Raw genomic sequence first — 21,001 nt, 5'->3', positions numbered from 1 at the left:
TCAGTCTTCTTATAAGCATCATACTTCCCATTAGTTTTACTTTTTTTCCTTTTCTATCGCTTCTTTCAATCTATCAACTCTCTTATTGTATTCTTCAACTCCTGGAAATATCTTCTCTTGAACATACTTAGGAAACATCTTTTTTATATCCTCTCCATACATATCTCCATCACCAGGCATCTTATAACCATCTATACTCAAAACTTCATTTTCTCTATTTGCATTCATTAATACTGGAACTGAAGCACCTTCCCCTGTGCTAGTTTCTTGTAAAACCCAAAGATATATTTCATCTTCACTAGTCCCAAGAACTTCAAAAGCCGTATAAATTTCACCATTATCAACATTAGAAACAATTGTATCTTCTCCAGTTTCTAAATATTCCTTAATAATATTCTTATCAGCATTAGTAAGTTCTAATTTATTTATCTCTTCATTGTTAGCACATCCTACAAATGAAATAGTGCAAGCTACTAAAGCACCAACTACTCCCATCCTTCTTACACTTTTTTTTAAACCAAATTTCATAAACTCTGTCCCCTTCTTAAAACACACGTCTATTTTACATCTCTATATGTTAATTTTAACTATTATTCCCTATAAATAGTTACAAATTTATAAAAATTAATATATAGCTAATAATGTATATTAGCTTTAACTAAATCTATACTTACCTAAAATAAATCCTAAAATTAAAGGTTGTCTTCCTTTAAGAAAACAACCTTTTACAAAATTCGAACTCTTTTAAATATTATATTCTCGTATGTGTTTACTTAATGCTCTTTTGAAAATCCCAAACAAATCTACCTAAGTACTCTTTTAAACTATTTAATCTTTGGACTTGCAAAATTAGATTTAAACAGCGCAACCAATAATAATATCTCAAATGGCAATGTCATAAATCTATATATTGTCTTGAGAGAGGTTAAATAGTTTGTTATTACTCCCAATACTGCATTTATTATTAATACAATACAGAATATCTTTTGCCATTTGAGCATATAATTAACCTTTGCTTCTGTATATTCCTTAGGATTTCTCTTAGCCTTTTGAATGATCCAATTATCCCCTTTTATTAATATACCTACTCCTAATGCTATTACTATTAAATTCAAAATCAATTCTACTATGTCCATTTCAACCTCTCCTTAATTTTAGAATAAACTTTTTAAAATTATCTAAGTATATTTAAGCATTTTTCAAATAATGCAACTTTATAACTTATTCAATTTAATTATAAATGGATTTAACAAGAAAAGAATTACATAATAAAAAATCATTAATGCTATAAACTCTATAAATTGAATATTTAAATTCCCCCCAAACACAAATGGTACTGGTAATATAATTAATAAAGCAAAAGCTATTTTAGAAAGTAAGCTAATCTTATATTTTTCACCACACTCTTTGCAACTTATAGTTTTCCAATTCCAAAAGGTAGCTCTTAAAATATCATTATGAGATATTTTATTTCCACACTTTTTACACTTCATAATATTCGCCCTTCTTAAATTCTCATTAACTAAAATTTACTTACTATATAAAACATCATCATATTTTTTTAGAATTTTTAAACTTGAGAATATGAATAATCCTATTCCTATTATTAATGCTACTGATACCATACTTGGATAAGCTTTAGCTAACTTAGGCATAACAACTACTCCAAGCAAATTGAATATCATATGCATGATTATATTTCCATAAATTGATTCTGTGTACATATATATTAGTCCTAAAACTACTCCTAATAAAAATGTATAAATACTTTGAACTAAATTTAGATGCATTATTGAAAATACTAAAGCTTGTACAACAAGTGCTAAGATTATGTTATAGTTCTTCTTTAAATATCCAAAAATAATTCCTCTATAAACTATTTCCTCATATATAGGTACCAAAACAACTCCAACTATTATCATTAATATTGAATTATTCAATGTACCTAATTGCTTTTGTACTTCTTGATAACTTGGTACAAGCATAGTTAATATTCCACTTAATGACAATAACAATACACTTATACCTATTGATAGTGCTATTGTATATAATAATTCTTTTACTCCAATATTCTTAATACTTATTCCCTTTATTAATCTTTCTCTAGATGGAATCAATATTAAGAATATAGCAACCAAAGTTAATACGTCTGCTAACAATACTAATAAAAATGTATACTTATTTATTGATTCAACTGAATTTCCTGATAATGCTATAAACCCATTCTGAACTAGTAACACCATAATTAAATTTATTAATGGGAATCCTATGCATACACCTAATGTTTTCAATATTTTTTTCATATGAAAGCCTCCTTAAAATTGTATTTGTCTAAGTGCAATCATCATTGTTGATATAAAAGTTACAACACTTAATATTAATCCAATTATATTTAATGTTAGTGATATTTTATATGCTTTATATCCAAGTTCTTTTAACTTAAGCGATGACATTACTATTCCAATTATACTAATTACCCAACCAGCTAATGGTATTATCCATGCAACTAAGCTTACTATTCCTAAAACCATAGGAGCTTTAGACTTCTTAATTGTTTTTTCCATATATATCTTTCCTTTCTCATTTTTGTATATTTTATTAATAATTTTACATAATTTTAAAATTATTTTCAAGTTTTTCCACTCACTTAACATCATCCAATGAATTTGCTTCTTAATTAAAACATAGCCTAATAAAAAGCAAAAAGACCTAGTAACCCTTAAGTTAATAAGTTTTACCAAGCCTAGTCTCAATTATAATCTCTTCCTTTTAGACGTATATTTTATTATTTCTTCCTTCTCTATGCATATCTCATTAACATTTCTACCACTTCTTTTTCTAAGTACTCTCACTAAATAGTATTTTCCACTTAATTTTATAAAGCCTTTTATTTGCTGATAATTTTGTTCAGTATAATTCTTGCCCAGTATTTTATACTTATCATAATATTTATAGGACATCTCTTCCCCTAAACTCTTTATATATCTCAATGTTGTATTATCAACATCATTAAAAATATCTTTCTCACTCAAAATATATTTGTCATAGCACATACTATCCATATACCCATATGGTGCATCTTTCTCATCCTTAAGAAATCTTATTGCCTTTGATTTATTCCCATCAGCTCTAATAAACTCATTTAAATCCTCTACACTTTTCATTAGTGATCTTATAACACCATTTTTTATTCCTAAATAAGAAATTATAAGAAGTTCATTCTCATCAAACTCCTCCTTACAATTTTTTATTAATTCTAAATTTTTATTAAATATAGCTTCTACTTTTCTATATCTTTTTTGCTTTATAGATTGTCTTATTTTATCAAAAAGCTCATCCTTAGTATCAAATATCTCATCATCACAATCAACCTCAATTTCAATTATATCTTCTACTTTAGTTTCTTCAGCAGATTGTCCTTCCACACACCCTTCAATAGGCATTTCTCTTCCAATATTCTCAAACTCTCTTTCCAAAAAGCCAATTCTATCATCTGATTTTTTTAGTGCATCTTCTGATACACTAAGCTTTAATTCAAGCATTCTTTTTTCTTCTCTTAATATTAAATTTTCTTTTTCAATTTTATCTGCTTTAAAATTACTAGTCTCTGCTTTCTTTTCCAAAGCCTTATATCTTTCTTCTTTTTCAAAAGCTAATGCTTCTTGTTCTGAAATTATACCTATTAACTTTAGCATAAAGTCTTCATTCCTATTTAATAACTCTTTCATTTCACTTTGTAATCTTTGAATCATATCTAACCACCAAACTATATTAATTCAATTATTTATATGAGTTATTTAGCTCATTTATAAATAATTTTTATACTAATATTACCGGATACTGCCTATCTTATAAAATATCCTAAACAATTAATGGAATGTTTGTACATTTTAATAATCTAAACCTGTTGGAACTATGGTTTGGATTTATATTTGCCACAGCAATTGGTGCTATGCCTAAAATGGATACTCAATTAAATGAAACTCGCACAGAATTGACCGAATCAATTACTAAATCTAAAGAAGATTTAACCAAAGTAATTGACGAAGTTTCAAAAGTAAGAAGTCAAAAAGAGGATTTAGAAAAAGAAGCTCTTAGCTTAAAAGATAAATTAAATCAGACTAATACTTCAATTGAGTCATTAGAAAAAGAACTTAAATAAAAGGACATGCAGTTTAAAACTGCATGTCCTTTTATTTTAATCTTTCCTCCTCAATGCACTTATCCATCCACCTTTTAACTTCTGTTCCTAGTTTCATTTCATTTAAATTATCTACATCTAAAAAGTCTACATTTACTTTCTTAGAAAACCATTCCTTTTTTAATGGTAGTAAATTTTTTAGATAATACTCAAAAAAACTTCTAGAACGTGTTTTATCACGCTCTTTATTTCTTCTCAAAGTCTTTTCACTAGCATCTAGAAATAATATTCTTTCAGGCATACATTTTCTTAACAGTTCTAATTCATGATGCAATTCGCCTTCTATATTCCACTCTTTACCAATTGATTTTGGATAATTTAATGTATAAAACTCAATTTCCTCGGCTCCAAAATCCATAATTGAACAATTAAATGCTTTAGCTTTTTCATACCTAGTTATCTCATTGTTAATCCATAATCTTTGAATTTCTATATAGTCATTAAAGCTATTTTTATCTAACCCTCTATTTTTAACTTCTTTAATAACATTCTCATTATTTTCAAAACTAATATTCACATAACTAGCATTATTCTTTATGTAATTTACAGCAGTAGTTTTTCCAACTGCCATAGATCCTTGAAGAGATAATATTATTGACATATTTGCTCCTTATATCTAAGAAATTACTATTTACACAGTAATTTTTCTAGTTCTTCTCTTAAATCTTCTACCATACTCTTAATCATTTCTATTCTCTCACATATCCCCCCATAAAATCCACCTATTCCCAAATTAATTTTAACACTTTAATTATATACTAGTTTTTTCCATATTTAAACCACTCAATTATATTAAATAAAATTAAGTATTCAAATTACAGCTTCAGATATGGGTATTTTACTATATACAAATTATGTTTTCAAAAGAATAAAAACTTTATGCAGTTAAACTTTTAAACCATATTCACCCAAAAATTACATATTGTTCTTATTAATAAATCTTTATGTCTGTCTATGTTACTGTTATTTTGAATATACTATATAGTAAGTAATAAGTCGTAAGTAAAAATTTCGGAGGTATATTTAGACATGAGGATAAAAAATATTGAGTTATCCCTTTCAGAACAATTTGTTATTTTAGATATTCTTTCTAAAAAGATTTCCAAAAATAAAAAAGTTAAATTATTAAATGGTAAGATTTATTCTATTGCCTCAATTTTTATTGAATTATTTTCTGATTGCAAGATTTCATTTGATGAAAAACAAAATGTTATCTTTCTTGAAACTGAATTAACTGGAGTTGAGTTTAAAGATATTATCCTTCAGACAATAATTTCAAAAAAGCCTATGACTCTCAAGGAATGGATTGAATATTTCTATGCTCATAATAAATTAAGTACTCATATATATAATTCTATAATTGAAAATTTAATTAATAAAAGAGTTTTAGAACTTACATCTACTAATGCATTTTTAGCCTCTTCTAAAAAAATCTATGTTGATTCAAAAAAGATTTGCAATTCAATAATAGAAAAAATAAAATCTGAAATATTGGAAGATTGCAATATGGATGAAACCACATTACATCTTACTTTCCTATTATCAAGCAATAAAATACTAGACCTTTATTTCTCTGAATATGAATATAATAGCATTAATAATAGGATTTCAAAAATTTATGAAAATAATTGTTATGAAGAACTTAACATAATAAAAAAATCTATTAGTGATACTAATATGTTCCCTATGGTTACTCTAGTTAGAAACATAGTTACAAAAGTAGTCTAAAATGTCTAGAACTAGAAACATAACTGCTATAGAAAACTCTGACTTTATAACTATAGGTGAACTTACCAAAATATCATAAATGGGATATATCAAACTTTACCCTTAAAACTGTTTGATATATCCCATTTTAATAATTATACTCTTAATTTTAAATATCTTATTTAATTTTATATTTTCTAATTGATATTATCTGATATCTTCTATTAACTTTGCCATAGCTAAAGCCAAATTATCATTATTAGAATTATTTCTTAAGAAAATAAGTTCTTCATTTTTTGTTGTTATCTTTATTTCTTCTTTTAATCCCTCTTCAGTTTCTTTAGCTGTAACTACAAATGCTTTTAAATCATTAAATGGTATTTCTTCTATTTTTCTAGTTTCCTCAGCATAACCAAGTGACACATGTCCTATATACTCTAAGTAAATAGTATTTTTAGTTAATATTACATGCACTTTACTTGCAACATCTCCACCAGCTCTAGTGATCATATTTCCTATGAAATTCATAGCTGTATCTCTATTAGTTACATCCTTGTTAACTGTAATTTTCATTAAGGTCTCGTCTTCTCTCAAATTTAAATTAAACATAATCCCCTCCGCAAATAAACATTTATTGTATTTATATCCATTATACACCATATTATGCATTATTATAATTATTTAATGAGAATTTTTTATTATATTATTTTAAAATTCTATTCAATAAAATATAATTGGGATTTGCTTAAACTGAGTCTTAAATAAGAGTAAAATAAAAATCCAGTAGAAATATTTAACTTTCTACTGGACTTATTTATCCCTTAAAAATTATGCCTTTTTTATAAATCTAAATAGCTATATAATAAATGAATAATATCTATTACAAACTTAGTTATTATACATAGTTTTTAGATTGGCAAAGCTTCTTAAATTCATCAGCTACGAATTGAACCTGTGTTCCAACTATAACTTGTACACTTGTTTTTCCAGGTCTTATAACACCTGCAATTCCTGCTGATTTTATTTTCTTCTCACTAACTAATGTAGGATCTTTTACTTCTAATCTCAATCTTGTTACACAGTTATCTATTGAAGTAATATTGCCTACTCCACCTAGACCTTCTAATATGATTTTTGCAACTTCAGTATAGTTATTGTTTGCTAAAACTGCATTTGAATCATCGTCATCATCTTCTCTACCTGGAGTCTTTAAGTCAAATTTCTTTATCATAACTACGAATACTATATAGTATATAACTGCAAATACTAAACCTATTCCAACTAAGTATAAAGGATTTAAAGCCATTGGTGCTTTAAAACTTAATATCCAGTCTACTAAACCAGCACTGAAGTTAAATCCAGCTCTTACTGGTAAAGCAGCAACTACTGCAACTGATATACCTGTTAATACTGCGTGAGCTACATATAATGCTGGAGCTAAGAACATGAACGCGAATTCTAATGGCTCAGTTACTCCTGTGAAGAATGAAGATAATGCAGCAGCTAATAATATTCCAGCAGCAGCCTTTTTCTTGCTCTTCTTAGCACAAGTGTACATTGCAAATGCAGCAGCAGGTAAACCAAACATCATTACTGGGAAGAATCCAGCCATGTACATTCCTGTTTCTCCTAAAGTACCTGTTCCAGCCCAGAAGTTTCCGATATCATTGATACCAGCAACATCAAACCAGAATACTGAGTTTAAAGCATGATGTAAACCAAATGGTATTAATAATCTATTAAAGAATGCATATACACCTGCTCCTATTGGTCCAATAGCTATCATTGATGTACCAAACTTAACTAATGCAGTGTATATTATAGGATATACGAAGAATAAAACTAAAGCAGCTACTATAGAAGCAAGTGCAGTTACTATAGCAACACATCTTCTTCCACTGAAGAATCCTAAGAAGTCTGGTAATTTAGTATTTTTAAATCTATTATAACAACCAGCTCCAATTAAACCTGCTAAGATACCAATAAATTGGTTTTGTATCTTTCCAAATGCCGGATTAACAGCTTCAACTTCTACACCTTGTAGCATAGCAACAACTGAAGTAGATAATAAAGTAGTTATCATAAGCCATGATACTAAACCTGCTAAACCTGCTGATCCATCATTATCATCTGACATACCAACAGAAACCCCTATAGCAAATAAAATTGCCATATTATCTATAATTGCTCCACCAGCTTTAAGTAAGAAAGCTGCTATAGCACTATTAGCACCCCAACCTGTTGGGTCTATCCAATATCCAATTCCCATTAATATACCTGCTACTGGAAGTACAGCAACTGGTAACATTAGTGATTTACCTAATTTTTGAAAATATTTCATCATAATTCAATTTCCCCCTATAAAACTTACAATCTGTTTACTTTAATAATTTAGAAACCCCTTAATAAATTATTAAAGTTAAGAATAACAGATTAAAAATATTGTGATATAGCTTATAAGTCCTATTAAACGTTTTCTTTAAATAAACAAACCTTTCTTAAACAATATTTAAATTGATATACTATTTAGGCTTATTTACATTTTCCTTTCTATATCCTCCTTTCTTTTATTATTAATTAAATATAGCTTGTAATTTTTAAGTAACATAATTCATTATGATTTTGCTTTATAACAAAATTATTTATATGAAATATGAATACTCATTGTAAAAAATATATGCTAATAGATTTATAAATATGTATTTATATGGATACATATTTATAAGCTATATTTAACTCCATTTACTATTTTAGTATATCATGGATATTACTTGAAAATAATATATTTTAAGTAAACTTTTATCGCTATCAATTAATATATTAATAACATTTTTTCAACATTTTTATTTCTTCTATAAACCTCAAAAACTCAAGTTATCTATTATAATTTCATAAGTTAACATACTGTTTATTTCTTATATTTTTTCTAATTTATCCTAATTTTATTCAATTAATAATTTATTTCTAATATAATTAATCCTTTTAAATTTTTTCTAGTTTTAAAGTAACATTTTAAAGCTAAATTTATATATTTTATATTATTTTAAGATTAATTCATTTTTTAAAATTTGACATAAATGTTATATACTAAAATTAAGCAAAAATATTTTTCGCACAAATTTTTCTCAAAAGTTCAAGCTAACCAATGAAAAAAGGAGCTGATTTTATGATAGTTTATATATGTTGTGCTGGTGGTCTTACTTCTAGCTTATTTTGCTCTAATATTCAGGATGCAGAAGAAGATAATAAAATATTTGTTGATGACATAAAAACTGTATTTACTTTATATAAAAAAGGACAACTTGGTAGATGTGATTATGTCCTAGCCTATGGCCCTGCTGAAAATATTAATAAAGCTTTTATTGATGAGTACAACTTTGAAGACTTCATAGATCTAATACTTATTTCTCCTCAAGCAAGATTTCTTTTAAAATCTATAACTAATCTTGTATCTCCACTTAATATTCCTTGTGATGTTATAGACATGCGAACATTTGGAACTATGAATGGTAAAGAAGGATTAAAACTTATACAAAAGTATGAGAATATTAAATCTAAAAATTTAAGGGTTGGTGATATGGTATGAAAAAAATTTCTGTACTTCCAAAAGAAGAAAAAATCTTATGCTCCTTAAAATGTTGTTCCCATGGCAATTCTTTAGATGGACTTGTTGACACCTCTGTTTTAGCTTCTATGATAGCATCTGCAACATTCTTCATGCCAGAGATTGGTGTGGTACCTGTAGTAAACGATACCTATTCAATTTACACTTTAAAACTTACAAAAGATAAACTTTATCTTATCGACGAACAAGAGACCTTTAATTTATTATCAAATAAAAAAAATATTCATGAATATTCTTTTGATGAAATAGAAAATTTTATAGTTCATAAAAAAGATAATAATGAAAATTTAGATATTTATTTTAAAGATAATCTTCTTTCCCTTACCCATATTGATAATAATCAAATGCATCTTGGCAAAAAAATCAAAGAGTATATTACTAATCACGCTTAATCTTTAGGCTACATCTTAAAACATAAATGGTTATATATAATACATTACTTAGTGATATAATAGTATTTGTCATTATTTTTTAAGGATGTGTATTATATTGGAATCAAAAAGTAGAAATTATTTTATAGATAATAGCAAAGGGCTTTTAATATTCTTAGTTGTTTTAGGACATAGCTTAGAATTTATTAGAAAAGATTGCGGATTTGCTGAATTTCTATATATATTTATATATGAATTTCATATGCCTGTATTCATATTCATTTCTGGATATTTGTCTAAGAATGTAGAAAAGGGCCGTAAAAATGCTGTTAAAAGCTTTCTTGTTCCATTTTTACTTTTCAATGTAATTTGGAATTTATTAGAGCTAATACCATCATTATTCCTAGATGATAATTTTATAAAAGCTGGAGCTCCTAATGATTTTTCATTTTTTACTCCTGGTTGGGCATTGTGGTATATATTAGCTATGTTTATTTGGAAATCATTTTTGCCAGATTTAATAAAAGTAAAAAAGGTATTTGTAATTAGTCTTTTTATTGGAATACTAGTTAAACTTTCTGGAGAATTTGGATCTTATATGGCTCTTTCAAGAACAATAACTTTTGCTCCATTTTTTCTAGCTGGCTACTATTCTAATGATGAGAAATTAAAAAAGCTAACTAAATTCACAAAGTTTAAACTTTTAAACAAACTACCTTCTATATTAATAATTTTATGTGGTATTTTAATAGCATCTACTTTAGTAAAATTCATAAATATCCCTGCCGAATTCTTTTGGGCAGATAGATCTTACTACTATTTTAATATTAATATATTTGAAGGGATTTTACTTTATATAGGTATATATGTTATTGGATTTGCATTTGTCTATGTGTTTATAAATCTAATTACTAATAAACCAACCTTTTTATCGAAGATAGGTAAAAACACTCTTTCAGTATATTTTTTACATACTTATTTTATAGGTGCTATTTTAGGATTATCCACTCTAATGACAAGTAATTTAGGAAAACTTTTAGCCTTAATCTTAGGTTCATTAATTGTAACATTTTTGCTTTCTAGAGATAATGTTACTAACTTTTTCTCTAAATTCTTAAATAAAATAAACAAACTGATTTTTATATAAATAGGTGATCAAAATAAAAAGTGATTATCTTACCTCTTCTATTCATATTTAAATTAGTAGACAATTATTTCAAATAAAAAATAGAGAAATAATATTAAAATAATTAACTATAATAAATAAAGGTCGATATTAATCGACCTTTATTTTAATTTACTTACTATTAAATGTCTGAACATAACAATTAAAGTCATCTATAACTTCAATATTCTCCTTATAAGCTAGTATATTTTTATTCTTTATAACATACTTTTTCAACTTAATAAGATATCCTAATCCTTGTATAAGAGTAAAAAACTATATTCCATCTTGTATTGTATTATTTAAATTCTTTAAGTAAATATAGAACTAAATCATCATCGTTTTTACAATCAGCATACTGCTCTAAAGGCTTATTTTTATACCATACGCCACTACCATCTGGTATATATCCTCTTTTTATATACATTCTTTGAGCTGATCCATATCCACTATGAAGTCCTACTCCTAAGCATATTTTGTCAGAATACTCCTTAACTACCCTTTCCACACTATCTAATAAAGCTGTTCCTATTCCATAATTTTGGTACTTCTCAAGAACATTAAAATCGCAAACACTAGGAATTTTCTTATCTGCAAAAGGTCCATGTTTATCACAAGGTAATAATGTTACATACCCTAAAAGCTTTTTCTCTGAACATGCTACAAATACTTTTCTTATATCATTATTCTGTTCCTCATAATATTTTTCAAATAAAGAAATTGGCTTTTCCCATCCTTGTGCTTTAAACGCTTTATTAAACTCAATTATATCTGTTTTAAGCATAGTTCTTATCTCAAATTCCATATAATCATCCCCTTTTTCTTTATACCAATATATAACAAATAATAACAAAATACTTTATCATAATCAATTTACATTTTATTAAATATTCAAAAGTCATTAAAATATTGAAATTATCCTCTAAATCATAAAAATAAAAGAAGTATATCAAATTTCAATCTGACATACTTCTTATATTCTAATATTTTAAACTAGTACTTCTTCTTTTAATTCTATGAACTTATCTATTGCATATGCAATTCCATCATCTTCATTTGATAGAGTTATGTAATCTGCTATTTCTTTTAATTCATCAACCGCATTTTCCATAGCAACACCTAATCCAACATATTTAACCATTGAAGCATCATTTTGTCCATCACCAAAAGCTATAACCTCTTCCTTTGAATATCCTAAATGAGAAAGAACTGTTTCTAAAGCCCTTGCTTTATCTATCCCCTTAGCAGTAAACTCAAAGAAGAAATCTGCAGTGAACATACAACTTAGAGTATCTTTAAATGGAGCCATCATTTCCTCATAATTTGCTCTTAAATATTCTGGAGTAGCGGCAGTTAATACTTTATTTAATGGAAAATCTGCAAAAACTGCTAAGTCATCCTTCTCACATAATTTGAATTTACAATTACGAGCTTCATATTTAATTATATTAAAAGGCTCTCCCTTATACTCTATCATATTATTATATACATCTTTAACATACATATAATCATCTCTATAAATCATAGGTATAACATTAAATTTCTTCATGTGGTTAAGAACAGCTTGTCCTTCTTCTACACTCATCGGCTCATTAAATAAAACCTCATCAGTCTCACAGTCAATTACTTTTGATCCATTAAACGAAACTAATAATCCGTGATTTTCATCCATTTTAAGTTCCTTAGCTAAATCTCTTAAACCTGAAGTTGGTCTTCCTGATGCAATAACTAATATTATTCCTTGCTCTTGCGCTTTTAATAAAGCTTCTTTAGTTTTAGGAGTTATTTTCTTTTCACCATTAGTTAGTGTTCCATCTACATCCATGACAATTACTTTATATTTATTCATACTCTCCACCTCATAATTTTTATAGTTCTCTATTATTTTAACATTTCTCACATTTTGTACAATTATAAATTTCTTTTATATAATATTATATAATCGCTTATCCATTAAGGGTAAAATACTAATAAAATTATTTTTATTAGTAAAAAATAGAATTTATGGAGGTACCTATGAAAAATAGACTTATATTAGTAGAAGGAATACCTGGTAGTGGTAAAACTACTACAGCAAGAAAAATAAAAGATAAGTTAATATCAGAAGGTAAAAATGTAATTCTTTATGAGGAAGGTATGTCCCATCCTGCTGATATGGCTTGGAACGCTTATTTAACTTTTGATGAATATAATTCATTTATAAATAAATGCTTTGAAATGTGGGAAACTTCAGAGAAAAACATTACTAAAGATGAGTTAAAATCTAGAATTAAATCTCAAGCTAGAAAAGAGGATAATCATATAATATTGGCTTATACAAGAATTGACTTCCCAGAAATATGTTATTGGAATTTAGTTGGTGATGTTGCTTCAAAGGAAATCTGTGATGGAAGACGTAGCTTAAAAGAATTTAAAGAAATACACTTAAAGCGTTGGGAAAACTTTGCTAAAACTGCTCTACTTAATGATAATATCTATATATTTGAATGTGCTTTTCTACAAAATCACATATTTGAATTAATGGGTATTTATGAAAAAAGTGATGAAGAAATTCTTATATATCTTAAAGATTTAATAAACACAGTAAAATACTTAAACCCATGTATTGTATATATTGAACCTAATAGTGTTAAGGAAATAATACTTAATGCTGCTAATGAAAGGAAATCTCCTGATCCTTCAAGAAATGATTGGATTGATGAAATGTCAAGTTGGGTTAGCAATACTAACTATGGTAAGAATCATAACTTAATTGGAAAAGAAGGTGTATTCTCTTTCTGCGAAGAAAGATTAAGAATAGATAAGAAAATGATTGAAAACCTAGAAGTTCCAGTAAACATAATAAAAAGATTTTAATAGTGCATTTCAAATAGTAACATTTAACTAAGAAAGCCTTAAGGAAATTCCTCAAGGCTTTCAAATCTAAGTCTTATATTAATTATCTTTCTTTTTTCTTCTTGATAGTTTAATTCCTAAACTTGCTATAGCTACACCTAATAATCCTAATACTGAAGATCCTATTACTTGACCTGTATTTGGTAAACTTAATTTCTTTTCTTTTGAAACTTGCTTCTCATTTTCCTCAGTTTTAAGTTCTTCTACCTTAGGATTTTCAGAGTTATTAGCTTCTATTTCCTCTTTTGTATCTGATAAAGGTTCTGGCTTATTAACAACCATTTCAACTGGTTCATTGTATTTATCATTATTTTCTTCTTTAGGGTCTGATTCCTTTGGCTTACTTCTATCAATCTTAAAGTTTATATTTTTTTCCGAACGATTTCCAGCTTTGTCTATAGCTGTCAATACCAAGTTATGTTCTCCATCTTTATCTATTCTAGAGTTTCCATCGTATTTTTCTCCATTTAAAGTGTAATTTACATCTGCATCTTTATCATCAACATCTATTATTGGAGTAACCGGCTCATTATAAACTTTTCCATCTTCAACTCCACTTACAAAAAACTCTACTGGAGTTCTATCTATTCCAAAGTTTACTTCACTTTGAGAAGTATTACCGGCTTTATCTATAGCTACAACCTTTAAATTATGATTTCCCTCTTCTTTTATAGGAGTTTGTCCATCATAGTATTTTCCATTTAAGATATATTTTATTACAGCTTCTTCTCCACCAGTATTTATTTCTGGCCTAACTTCCTTATTATATAATTTATTATTTTCTAAGTTAGCAAATAGTATGCTTACTGGAGTCTTATCTATTTCAAAGTTTACCTCTTCGTCTACCTTATTTCCTGCTTTATCAGCAACATTTATTTTTAAATTATGTTTTCCTTCTTCTGAAATAGGTGACTTACCATCATAGTCTTCCCCATCCAATAAGTAAGTTATTTTAACGTCTTTATCAGCAGTTACTTTTGGCAGTACATCTTTGTTGTATACACCATCCTCTGTTACTCCATCTATAACTATTTTAGGTAAGTTTTTATCTACATTAACTTTAAACTTCTTAATAGTTTCATGACCTGATAAATCTACTGCCTTTAATGATATTACTTCACCATCTTTAGCTGGTATTTCATAACTAAACTCTTTTCTTGTATTATCATTTCCTATGTCCGATCTATTTACAACTTCTATTTCCATAACATCATTTTTATAGAATTTATATCCTAATGTATTGTCCTCTACAGTACCTTTTACAAGAATCTTATCTTGATTAGTTATAACAATACCATCTTCCTCTATTTTTGGTGATTCTAAATTTATATTAGGAGCTGTTACATCACAAAATACTTTTGTAGCATAGTTATATAACTCATTTCCTTTATCATCCTTAACATAAATATTTATTTTGTTGAATCCTTCATTTAAATTAATTTTATGTGCAAAAGTTCCATCTTCATTTACTTTTACCTCTTCACCATTTAATTTAAACTCTTTTATTGACCCTAAAGCTACACCTCTTACTACATATTCTTTGCCATCATTAACTTCTAGTGTACTTTTTTCAAAACCATCTTCAAAAGTTATTATAGACTCAGAAGATTCTACCTTTACGCTTTTTGAGGCTTCAGCTAAGTTAAACGCTGTATCATTCATAGCTACTTTAATATTATTTACTGAGTTTGCCTTTAACTTAACATCACAACTATATATTCCATCTATTTCTTCAACATTAGCTTGTACATCTTTGCCATTGATATTTATGTTAACTATCCCTGGTATAAGAGCAACATTATCAGAAGCTTGCCATTGTAATTTATAATCTACCTCACTTGAATTATCCTTTGTTAATACTTTTTCTTCTGAAAGCAATTCAATTGTTGGAGATGTAACATCTACCTTTACTGGTACAATTAAATCTTGATACTTGGCATTATCATAATCAACTTTTGATTTTATATTTAAGTAATATTGCCCTTCTTTAACAGCCTCTTTTTCTCCTGTAGCAGAATTATATACCTTTCCATCCCAATTTAAATTTTCAAATAGATTTGGACTTTTTCCACTTCCACTTGGCTCACTATACTCTTCTTTTCTTATATAATTTTCATGACCAATTACTCCAAGTGATTTTTTATTCTCATCTAATAATTCAACCTCTGTTACTCTTGAATTTCTTAGATAATATAAATATGGTGCTATAATGTCTCCATTTCCATCATCATTAGGTGATATTGCTATTTTATCTGGATCAATTTGAAGATTTCCATCTACATCTGTTCCACTTAACCCAAGTCTATATCCAAGTTTACCATTCAAGTTTGTTAATATTCCAGATGGTACTATGAATTTTTGCTTCTCTTTATCCCAATTCATGGCCTCTATTATTTGTTCTTTTCCCCAGTCTCCATAATACCCTATAAAAGGTACAGATAAAGAAGGCTTGTCCTCACTTGTAAATTTTATAAACCCTTCTACAAATCTTTCTGCTGAAACAGCCTTAGGTATTGTTAATTTAACCTTAAGCCTTTCTTCTCCATTTGCAGGTACAACAATATTATTTTTATCAAAAGTAACCTGTGCCCCTTCTAGCTTTACATCATGAGATATTGTATTTAATTTTTCACTTGTTTCTGTTAAAACTCCTCCAAGATTTTCAACTTTGTATTCTACTGGCTTATTATCATAGTTTTTTAATCTTAAAGTAAATTCCTTTTCATTTCCTATTTGTTTTAATGCAACTGTAGGATTATTCTGTTCATCGGTTACAACCACCTTATTTTTAAGTGCTTCCTCTATTTGAATAACTCCAGCTCCCTGTCTTCTTGGAGAATAAGGTATATCTTTGTTATGCTTGTCCATCATTATCTTTGAAGTACTTATTGATGTGTTTTTAGCTAATTCTACTAAATCTCTTCCTTTAAGATTTGGATTTTCTTTCTTAAGTCCCTCAACTATTAAGGCTTCTCCTCCTGCAACATGAGGTGCTGCCATTGATGTTCCTGTTTTTATTCCATATTTATTATCATTTAATGTTGAATAAATATTTCCACCTGGAGCTGATATTTGTGGTTTAAAATCTAAACTTGGAGTTGGTCCCCATGATGAAGATTCAACAAAATCACCAGCCTCACTACTTTCAACTAACATCTTATTATTTGTAAAATTTATTTTCACACCATTATTAAGAGATTCAACGAGCCTTTTACCATCTGAATTTTTTATGAATACTGATGGTATTTTCACCATAGGACTAGTCGCCATATTTATAAAGCCATCTTGCCCATCTGAATTATATATTATAACGCCTACTGCTCCAGCGGATTGTGCATTCATAATCTTCTCTACAAAGGAAAGCTTTCCTCTTTTTATTAAGGCAACTTTTCCCTTTAAATCCTTTTTATAAAAATCCTCTTCAAATCCTAGTCCACAATCAACTATTTCATATTCTTTTGAAGTATCCACATTATTTTTTTCATCTGATTCCATAAAAGGAACATTATATTCTTTACCATCACTTGTAACTTTTATTGATGGTAATGGCATTTTATTATTTTGATAATTTGCTACTGTAAGTGCATCCTTAGCTGTACCTGGCGCTCCTACTAGTCCCGTATCTTTTATATCTGGAACTTTGTATGGCGCTGTTGAATACTGTGAGTTTCCAGCTGCAACAACAACTACAACCCCTGCATCTACCGCCTTCTTAACCGCTATCTGCTCTGGATCATCCTCTTGCTGAAACCCTGCTGAAGATCCTAAACTCATATTTATAATATCTGCGCCTTGATTAACTGATTCTTCAATAGCTGCCACTATATCATCTTCTGAAGCACCATTTCTATTTGGATTATTTGAAAAAACTTTCATTGCTAATAATTGAGCTTCTGGTGCTACACCTTTTATTGCCTCATTTTTATCTACTTCCTCATCACTCCCATTAGCTGCTACTATTCCAGCAACATGCATTCCATGCATACTAACTCTTGGATGAGTATCAATTATATTATCATTATCATCAGCAAAGTTATAGCCATAAGGAACCTTTTCTGTATAATACTTTCCTGGCCCCTCTTTAAGATTTTCCTCTCTTAATTTAGCTTTTGAAGAATCTGATATTTTCATATCTTTATGAGTAGGATCTATTCCCGAGTCTATGATTGAAACAACCATTCCTTCTCCCTTTAATCCTAAATCACTCCAAACATTTTTTGCCTGTGTTAATTCCTTTGCAGATGTCATAGCAGGATAATATTTTTTAACAACCTTTACGCTTTTTACACCATCAAGTTTCTTTAACTCTTCTATGTCCTTTACCTTTGTATCAATACTGAAACCATTTATTAATGTACCAAAACTTTGATTAACCTCTTCACCAGTAATTTCTTCAGCATCTTTTTTAATATCTTTCTGATTTTCTTTAACTTCTTGGACACTTTCCTTTGATGGTCTTTTTTCACCGTCAGCTTTAGCTTTTTCTATTGCTGCAGGTTCTTCAAGCTCTACTATAACTCTAACAACCTCATAAGGATTCTCATACTTAAAATAAGTTTCATCCCTTGAAGCCTTCTCTAAGTTTTTAATAGTCACTTTGTTTGAATCTTTGTCAAACTCCTCTGCTAGTACAGTGCTATAAGAATTATTGGGCATTACAACAGTTAAAATAACTAAAGCACTTAAAGTAGATGATAAAAATCTTTTACTTTGTTTTCCTCTTTTTTTCATTAAAGTTCCCCCTTTTTATTGCTTATCACATGTTTTTGGCTATTTTAATATTTAGCCTTTATATAAATTTATTATCTTAACAGTATTTAGTCGCCCCTACTAAATTCCTAAGACAACAAATTCAAAACAATCTTTTAATAAAAGTTTTAATTAAATTATTTTTTAACGTTAAATTTTAACCATTTATTAATTTATTTTACATTTTATATATATTGTTTATAAATTATACATTATAAAGGTTTATTTTTAAAGTATATTATTTATTAATATTTCGTTAACATTTTTCAGAAATAGCGGTATACATTACTACCTCTGCCATTAAACGTTTTCTATTAATCTTCTATCTTTTTGTATTTTTTCTTGGTTTTTATTCGATAAATATTTCTATCAATATCATCTCTTTATCGTAAAGTAAATTATATAAATAAAAGACAAGTAGCAAATAAGTACTTACTTGCTACTTGTCTTTTATTTAAGTTTATAATTTTCTATTAAACTAAGAGTTAAATCTAAGGCTTCTGAGCTATTTACCCAAATATCTGGCTCAAATCCTTTTCCATCTAAGTTATCACCCTCTGCCCCTATTACAACACCTTTTCCAAAATTCATTATAACTTTAGAGTTAGGTAATTGACATGGCATTGAATCTATTACTAAAGATACTCCTGCTGTATTTCCGCCAACTAAAACTACATTTTCTTTATATCTTAAATAATCTATAAAGCCTTCACCAGAAGAAGCTACTCCTTTATCTATTAATACAAAAATTAAGTTATCATTTTCTATAAATTCACTCTTTGGATTCCCCATAATCCAAGTTCCATATTCTCCATTTTCTAGCTCATTCTTTGCTTGATTTAATACTGACTTTTCAGCAGGTTGTATATTCTCTATTTCTTCAAATCTTTTTATAATATTAATTAAGTTAAACTTTGTATCTCTTAATATATAACTTTGAGTTGGCTGAAAAAACTCTTTATCTAAATAATCAGTAAACCATTTAGCAGAATAAGCTTGATTTCCTCCACCATTTCCCCTTAAATCTATTATTAATAATGGTTCATCAGCATATTTTTCTCCTGATTCCATAAATAGATTTAAGCTTTCATCTTGAGGTGTTGTAGGAGACATACTATTAATATCTAATATTTTTATTCCATTCCTCTCATATTCCTCATATGCCATCTTACCGTTATCATATTCTAATAAATTTTTACTCATAGATATATTTTTATTTATCACCTTATTCTCTTTGTTTACTAATCTTATCTCTATACTAGAGTAACTCTTTGCAACCCCAACCGTTACTCCTATTACATAAGTTAGGTTTCCTTCTAAATCAATTGACTGCTTCATAAAAATCTCTATATCCTTGCTTCCATCTACTTCTTCAAGATAATATTTTTCATTATTTATAAGTGTATAATACCTATCACCATCTTTTGAAAAATAATGTTCTTTACTAAATGAATTTGTTAGATTTTTCTTCATGTTTATGTTAAATCCATCAATATTAAAATGACCATCTGTTATTATTGTCTCCAACCCATTAAACAAAGCTAAACTAACAGTATCTCGAGATATCTTTTCTTCTTTAGAAAGACTATTTAAAACCTCTTCCTTACTTTTGTTAAAGACTTCATCCCCTCCAAAGTACTCATATGCTCCATAATTATATTTTAAAAGTTTAAAAGCATAATCTATATCTTCCTTAGCTTCTTCATATAAAATATACCCATTGCTTGATTCAGTAATTGTGCTTAAAAGTTCTAACTCTTCATCTGAAAGTGCTGCTTCTTCATCCTCATATCTTACTGCATACTTACTTAAATCTACAGGCTCTGAATTATTTATAAATTCTTCTCTTGTTTTATTAAGCTCCCCAATAAAATCTTGGAATACTTCTTTCTTGTTATTTGCTTTTAGCCAAACTAAAAATAAAAGACTACTAATAACAGCAATTATTGAAATAATCCACCTCTTCTTCACAATATCCCCCTTACAATTAGAAATATAGGTAATAAATATTATATCACCACCTTGGATATTTTTGTAATTAATTTACTTCTAGTTTAAAATTCAAAAGTTATTATATGATAAACTTTTTGTATATAACTTATTCTTATAACGGAGTTTTGCAATGTTATATTGATTGAATTATTTATTTTTAGTAAGATTTCTTCTTTACTTATAAATACAATTAATCTAGTATACTTTATCATTATTTTACATTGTATATTAACTGTTAAGAAACAAGGAAAGATTAATAATATTACTAAGCAATGGGAGGCACGTGATGAACATAA

At 27.6% G+C, this 21,001-nt stretch carries 19 protein-coding genes; 6 read left to right on the top strand and 13 right to left on the bottom strand.

Annotation, left to right across the window (positions count from 1 at the left end):
- Positions 1-36: 36 nt before the first annotated feature.
- From ACQZHJ_RS06940 to ACQZHJ_RS06915, 6 genes are all read right to left on the bottom strand, one after another.
- Positions 37-528: a hypothetical protein gene (locus ACQZHJ_RS06940; protein WP_430484817.1), complete on the bottom strand. Its 492-nt coding sequence runs from the start codon at positions 526-528 to the stop codon at positions 37-39.
- A gap of 296 nt (positions 529-824) precedes the next feature.
- Positions 825-1,136, bottom strand: coding sequence for a hypothetical protein (locus ACQZHJ_RS06935; RefSeq protein ID WP_430484816.1), 312 nt, complete (start codon positions 1,134-1,136; stop codon positions 825-827).
- A gap of 78 nt (positions 1,137-1,214) precedes the next feature.
- Positions 1,215-1,493 carry a TIGR04104 family putative zinc finger protein gene (locus tag ACQZHJ_RS06930; RefSeq protein ID WP_430484815.1) on the bottom strand — a complete coding sequence of 93 codons (279 nt, stop codon included), beginning with the start codon at positions 1,491-1,493 and terminating at the stop codon, positions 1,215-1,217.
- 36 nt (positions 1,494-1,529) lie between these two features.
- A complete protein-coding gene (locus ACQZHJ_RS06925; RefSeq protein WP_430484814.1) occupies positions 1,530-2,303 on the bottom strand; it encodes a CPBP family intramembrane glutamic endopeptidase in 774 nt (257 codons plus the stop codon).
- A 12-nt stretch (positions 2,304-2,315) separates the two neighbouring features.
- Positions 2,316-2,564, bottom strand: coding sequence for a hypothetical protein (locus ACQZHJ_RS06920; RefSeq protein ID WP_430484813.1), 249 nt, complete (start codon positions 2,562-2,564; stop codon positions 2,316-2,318).
- Positions 2,565-2,753: 189 nt separating this feature from the next.
- Entirely contained in the window at positions 2,754-3,752 is a 999-nt protein-coding gene (locus ACQZHJ_RS06915; RefSeq protein ID WP_430484812.1) for a hypothetical protein, read from the bottom strand.
- A 155-nt stretch (positions 3,753-3,907) separates the two neighbouring features.
- Here ACQZHJ_RS06915 and ACQZHJ_RS06910 point away from each other — a divergent pair, with 155 nt between their 5' ends.
- The gene (locus tag ACQZHJ_RS06910) at positions 3,908-4,162 is read left to right on the top strand and encodes a hypothetical protein (RefSeq protein ID WP_430484811.1); all 255 of its coding nucleotides are present in this window, start codon (positions 3,908-3,910) and stop codon (positions 4,160-4,162) included.
- 31 nt (positions 4,163-4,193) lie between these two features.
- Here ACQZHJ_RS06910 and ACQZHJ_RS06905 read toward each other — a convergent pair whose 3' ends face one another.
- A complete protein-coding gene (locus ACQZHJ_RS06905) occupies positions 4,194-4,802 on the bottom strand; it encodes a hypothetical protein (protein ID WP_430484810.1) in 609 nt (202 codons plus the stop codon).
- Between the two features lie 428 nt (positions 4,803-5,230).
- Between ACQZHJ_RS06905 and ACQZHJ_RS06900 the strand changes: the two genes are divergently transcribed.
- Positions 5,231-5,929 carry a GPP34 family phosphoprotein gene (locus tag ACQZHJ_RS06900; RefSeq protein WP_430484809.1) on the top strand — a complete coding sequence of 233 codons (699 nt, stop codon included), beginning with the start codon at positions 5,231-5,233 and terminating at the stop codon, positions 5,927-5,929.
- Between the two features lie 186 nt (positions 5,930-6,115).
- On the opposite strand, the gene ACQZHJ_RS06895 is transcribed toward ACQZHJ_RS06900, so the two are convergent.
- Together ACQZHJ_RS06895 and nagE are read right to left on the bottom strand one after the other, a co-directional pair.
- A complete protein-coding gene (locus ACQZHJ_RS06895) occupies positions 6,116-6,517 on the bottom strand; it encodes a hypothetical protein (protein WP_430484808.1) in 402 nt (133 codons plus the stop codon).
- A 286-nt stretch (positions 6,518-6,803) separates the two neighbouring features.
- The gene (nagE, locus tag ACQZHJ_RS06890) at positions 6,804-8,252 is read right to left on the bottom strand and encodes an N-acetylglucosamine-specific PTS transporter subunit IIBC (protein WP_430484807.1); all 1,449 of its coding nucleotides are present in this window, start codon (positions 8,250-8,252) and stop codon (positions 6,804-6,806) included.
- 822 nt (positions 8,253-9,074) lie between these two features.
- Between nagE and ACQZHJ_RS06885 the strand changes: the two genes are divergently transcribed.
- The 3 genes from ACQZHJ_RS06885 to ACQZHJ_RS06875 all read left to right on the top strand — a co-directional run bounded on the left by ACQZHJ_RS06885 (position 9,075) and on the right by ACQZHJ_RS06875 (position 11,051).
- Positions 9,075-9,494 carry a PTS sugar transporter subunit IIB gene (locus ACQZHJ_RS06885; protein ID WP_430484806.1) on the top strand — a complete coding sequence of 140 codons (420 nt, stop codon included), beginning with the start codon at positions 9,075-9,077 and terminating at the stop codon, positions 9,492-9,494.
- Positions 9,491-9,925 carry a hypothetical protein gene (locus tag ACQZHJ_RS06880; protein WP_430484805.1) on the top strand — a complete coding sequence of 145 codons (435 nt, stop codon included), beginning with the start codon at positions 9,491-9,493 and terminating at the stop codon, positions 9,923-9,925. Before ACQZHJ_RS06885 ends, ACQZHJ_RS06880 begins: the two co-directional genes overlap by 4 nt.
- A gap of 97 nt (positions 9,926-10,022) precedes the next feature.
- On the top strand, positions 10,023-11,051 hold the full coding sequence (locus tag ACQZHJ_RS06875; protein ID WP_430484804.1) for an acyltransferase family protein: 1,029 nt from the start codon (positions 10,023-10,025) through the stop codon (positions 11,049-11,051).
- Positions 11,052-11,367: 316 nt separating this feature from the next.
- Here the strand turns inward: ACQZHJ_RS06875 and ACQZHJ_RS06870 are convergent, their stop codons facing one another.
- Both ACQZHJ_RS06870 and ACQZHJ_RS06865 read right to left on the bottom strand, forming a co-directional pair.
- Positions 11,368-11,874, bottom strand: a complete 507-nt coding sequence (locus tag ACQZHJ_RS06870; protein ID WP_430484803.1) for a GNAT family N-acetyltransferase — start codon at positions 11,872-11,874, stop codon at positions 11,368-11,370.
- A 183-nt stretch (positions 11,875-12,057) separates the two neighbouring features.
- Positions 12,058-12,918 carry a Cof-type HAD-IIB family hydrolase gene (locus ACQZHJ_RS06865; protein WP_430484802.1) on the bottom strand — a complete coding sequence of 287 codons (861 nt, stop codon included), beginning with the start codon at positions 12,916-12,918 and terminating at the stop codon, positions 12,058-12,060.
- Between the two features lie 167 nt (positions 12,919-13,085).
- Here ACQZHJ_RS06865 and ACQZHJ_RS06860 point away from each other — a divergent pair, with 167 nt between their 5' ends.
- Positions 13,086-13,925: a thymidylate kinase gene (locus ACQZHJ_RS06860; protein ID WP_430484801.1), complete on the top strand. Its 840-nt coding sequence runs from the start codon at positions 13,086-13,088 to the stop codon at positions 13,923-13,925.
- A 78-nt stretch (positions 13,926-14,003) separates the two neighbouring features.
- Here ACQZHJ_RS06860 and ACQZHJ_RS06855 read toward each other — a convergent pair whose 3' ends face one another.
- Both ACQZHJ_RS06855 and ACQZHJ_RS06850 read right to left on the bottom strand, forming a co-directional pair.
- Positions 14,004-18,695, bottom strand: coding sequence for a S8 family serine peptidase (locus tag ACQZHJ_RS06855; protein WP_430484800.1), 4,692 nt, complete (start codon positions 18,693-18,695; stop codon positions 14,004-14,006).
- A gap of 468 nt (positions 18,696-19,163) precedes the next feature.
- Positions 19,164-20,684, bottom strand: coding sequence for a S41 family peptidase (locus ACQZHJ_RS06850; RefSeq protein WP_430484799.1), 1,521 nt, complete (start codon positions 20,682-20,684; stop codon positions 19,164-19,166).
- Positions 20,685-21,001: the final 317 nt, after the last annotated feature.

Source organism: Clostridium sp. B9, from assembly GCF_050509515.1.
GTDB lineage: Bacteria > Bacillota > Clostridia > Clostridiales > Clostridiaceae > Sarcina.
The sequence above is the reverse complement of the archived record's forward strand: the minus strand, read 5'-3'. Positions and strand labels throughout refer to the sequence as shown.

Bases quoted from the DNA above. Each gene is read 5' to 3' on its own strand.
- ACQZHJ_RS06870 (WP_430484803.1), bottom strand. From the start codon at position 11,874: ATGGAATTTGAGATAAGAACTATGCTTAAAACAGATATAATTGAGTTT.
- ACQZHJ_RS06940 (WP_430484817.1), bottom strand. From the start codon at position 528: ATGAAATTTGGTTTAAAAAAAAGTGTAAGAAGGATGGGAGTAGTTGGT.
- ACQZHJ_RS06935 (WP_430484816.1), bottom strand. From the start codon at position 1,136: ATGGACATAGTAGAATTGATTTTGAATTTAATAGTAATAGCATTAGGA.
- ACQZHJ_RS06915 (WP_430484812.1), bottom strand. From the start codon at position 3,752: ATGATTCAAAGATTACAAAGTGAAATGAAAGAGTTATTAAATAGGAAT.
- ACQZHJ_RS06925 (WP_430484814.1), bottom strand. From the start codon at position 2,303: ATGAAAAAAATATTGAAAACATTAGGTGTATGCATAGGATTCCCATTA.
- ACQZHJ_RS06860 (WP_430484801.1), top strand. From the start codon at position 13,086: ATGAAAAATAGACTTATATTAGTAGAAGGAATACCTGGTAGTGGTAAA.
- ACQZHJ_RS06900 (WP_430484809.1), top strand. From the start codon at position 5,231: ATGAGGATAAAAAATATTGAGTTATCCCTTTCAGAACAATTTGTTATT.
- ACQZHJ_RS06855 (WP_430484800.1), bottom strand. From the start codon at position 18,695: ATGAAAAAAAGAGGAAAACAAAGTAAAAGATTTTTATCATCTACTTTA.
- ACQZHJ_RS06880 (WP_430484805.1), top strand. From the start codon at position 9,491: ATGAAAAAAATTTCTGTACTTCCAAAAGAAGAAAAAATCTTATGCTCC.
- ACQZHJ_RS06905 (WP_430484810.1), bottom strand. From the start codon at position 4,802: ATGTCAATAATATTATCTCTTCAAGGATCTATGGCAGTTGGAAAAACT.
- ACQZHJ_RS06895 (WP_430484808.1), bottom strand. From the start codon at position 6,517: ATGTTTAATTTAAATTTGAGAGAAGACGAGACCTTAATGAAAATTACA.
- ACQZHJ_RS06885 (WP_430484806.1), top strand. From the start codon at position 9,075: ATGATAGTTTATATATGTTGTGCTGGTGGTCTTACTTCTAGCTTATTT.
- ACQZHJ_RS06930 (WP_430484815.1), bottom strand. From the start codon at position 1,493: ATGAAGTGTAAAAAGTGTGGAAATAAAATATCTCATAATGATATTTTA.
- ACQZHJ_RS06865 (WP_430484802.1), bottom strand. From the start codon at position 12,918: ATGAATAAATATAAAGTAATTGTCATGGATGTAGATGGAACACTAACT.
- ACQZHJ_RS06920 (WP_430484813.1), bottom strand. From the start codon at position 2,564: ATGGAAAAAACAATTAAGAAGTCTAAAGCTCCTATGGTTTTAGGAATA.
- nagE (WP_430484807.1), bottom strand. From the start codon at position 8,252: ATGATGAAATATTTTCAAAAATTAGGTAAATCACTAATGTTACCAGTT.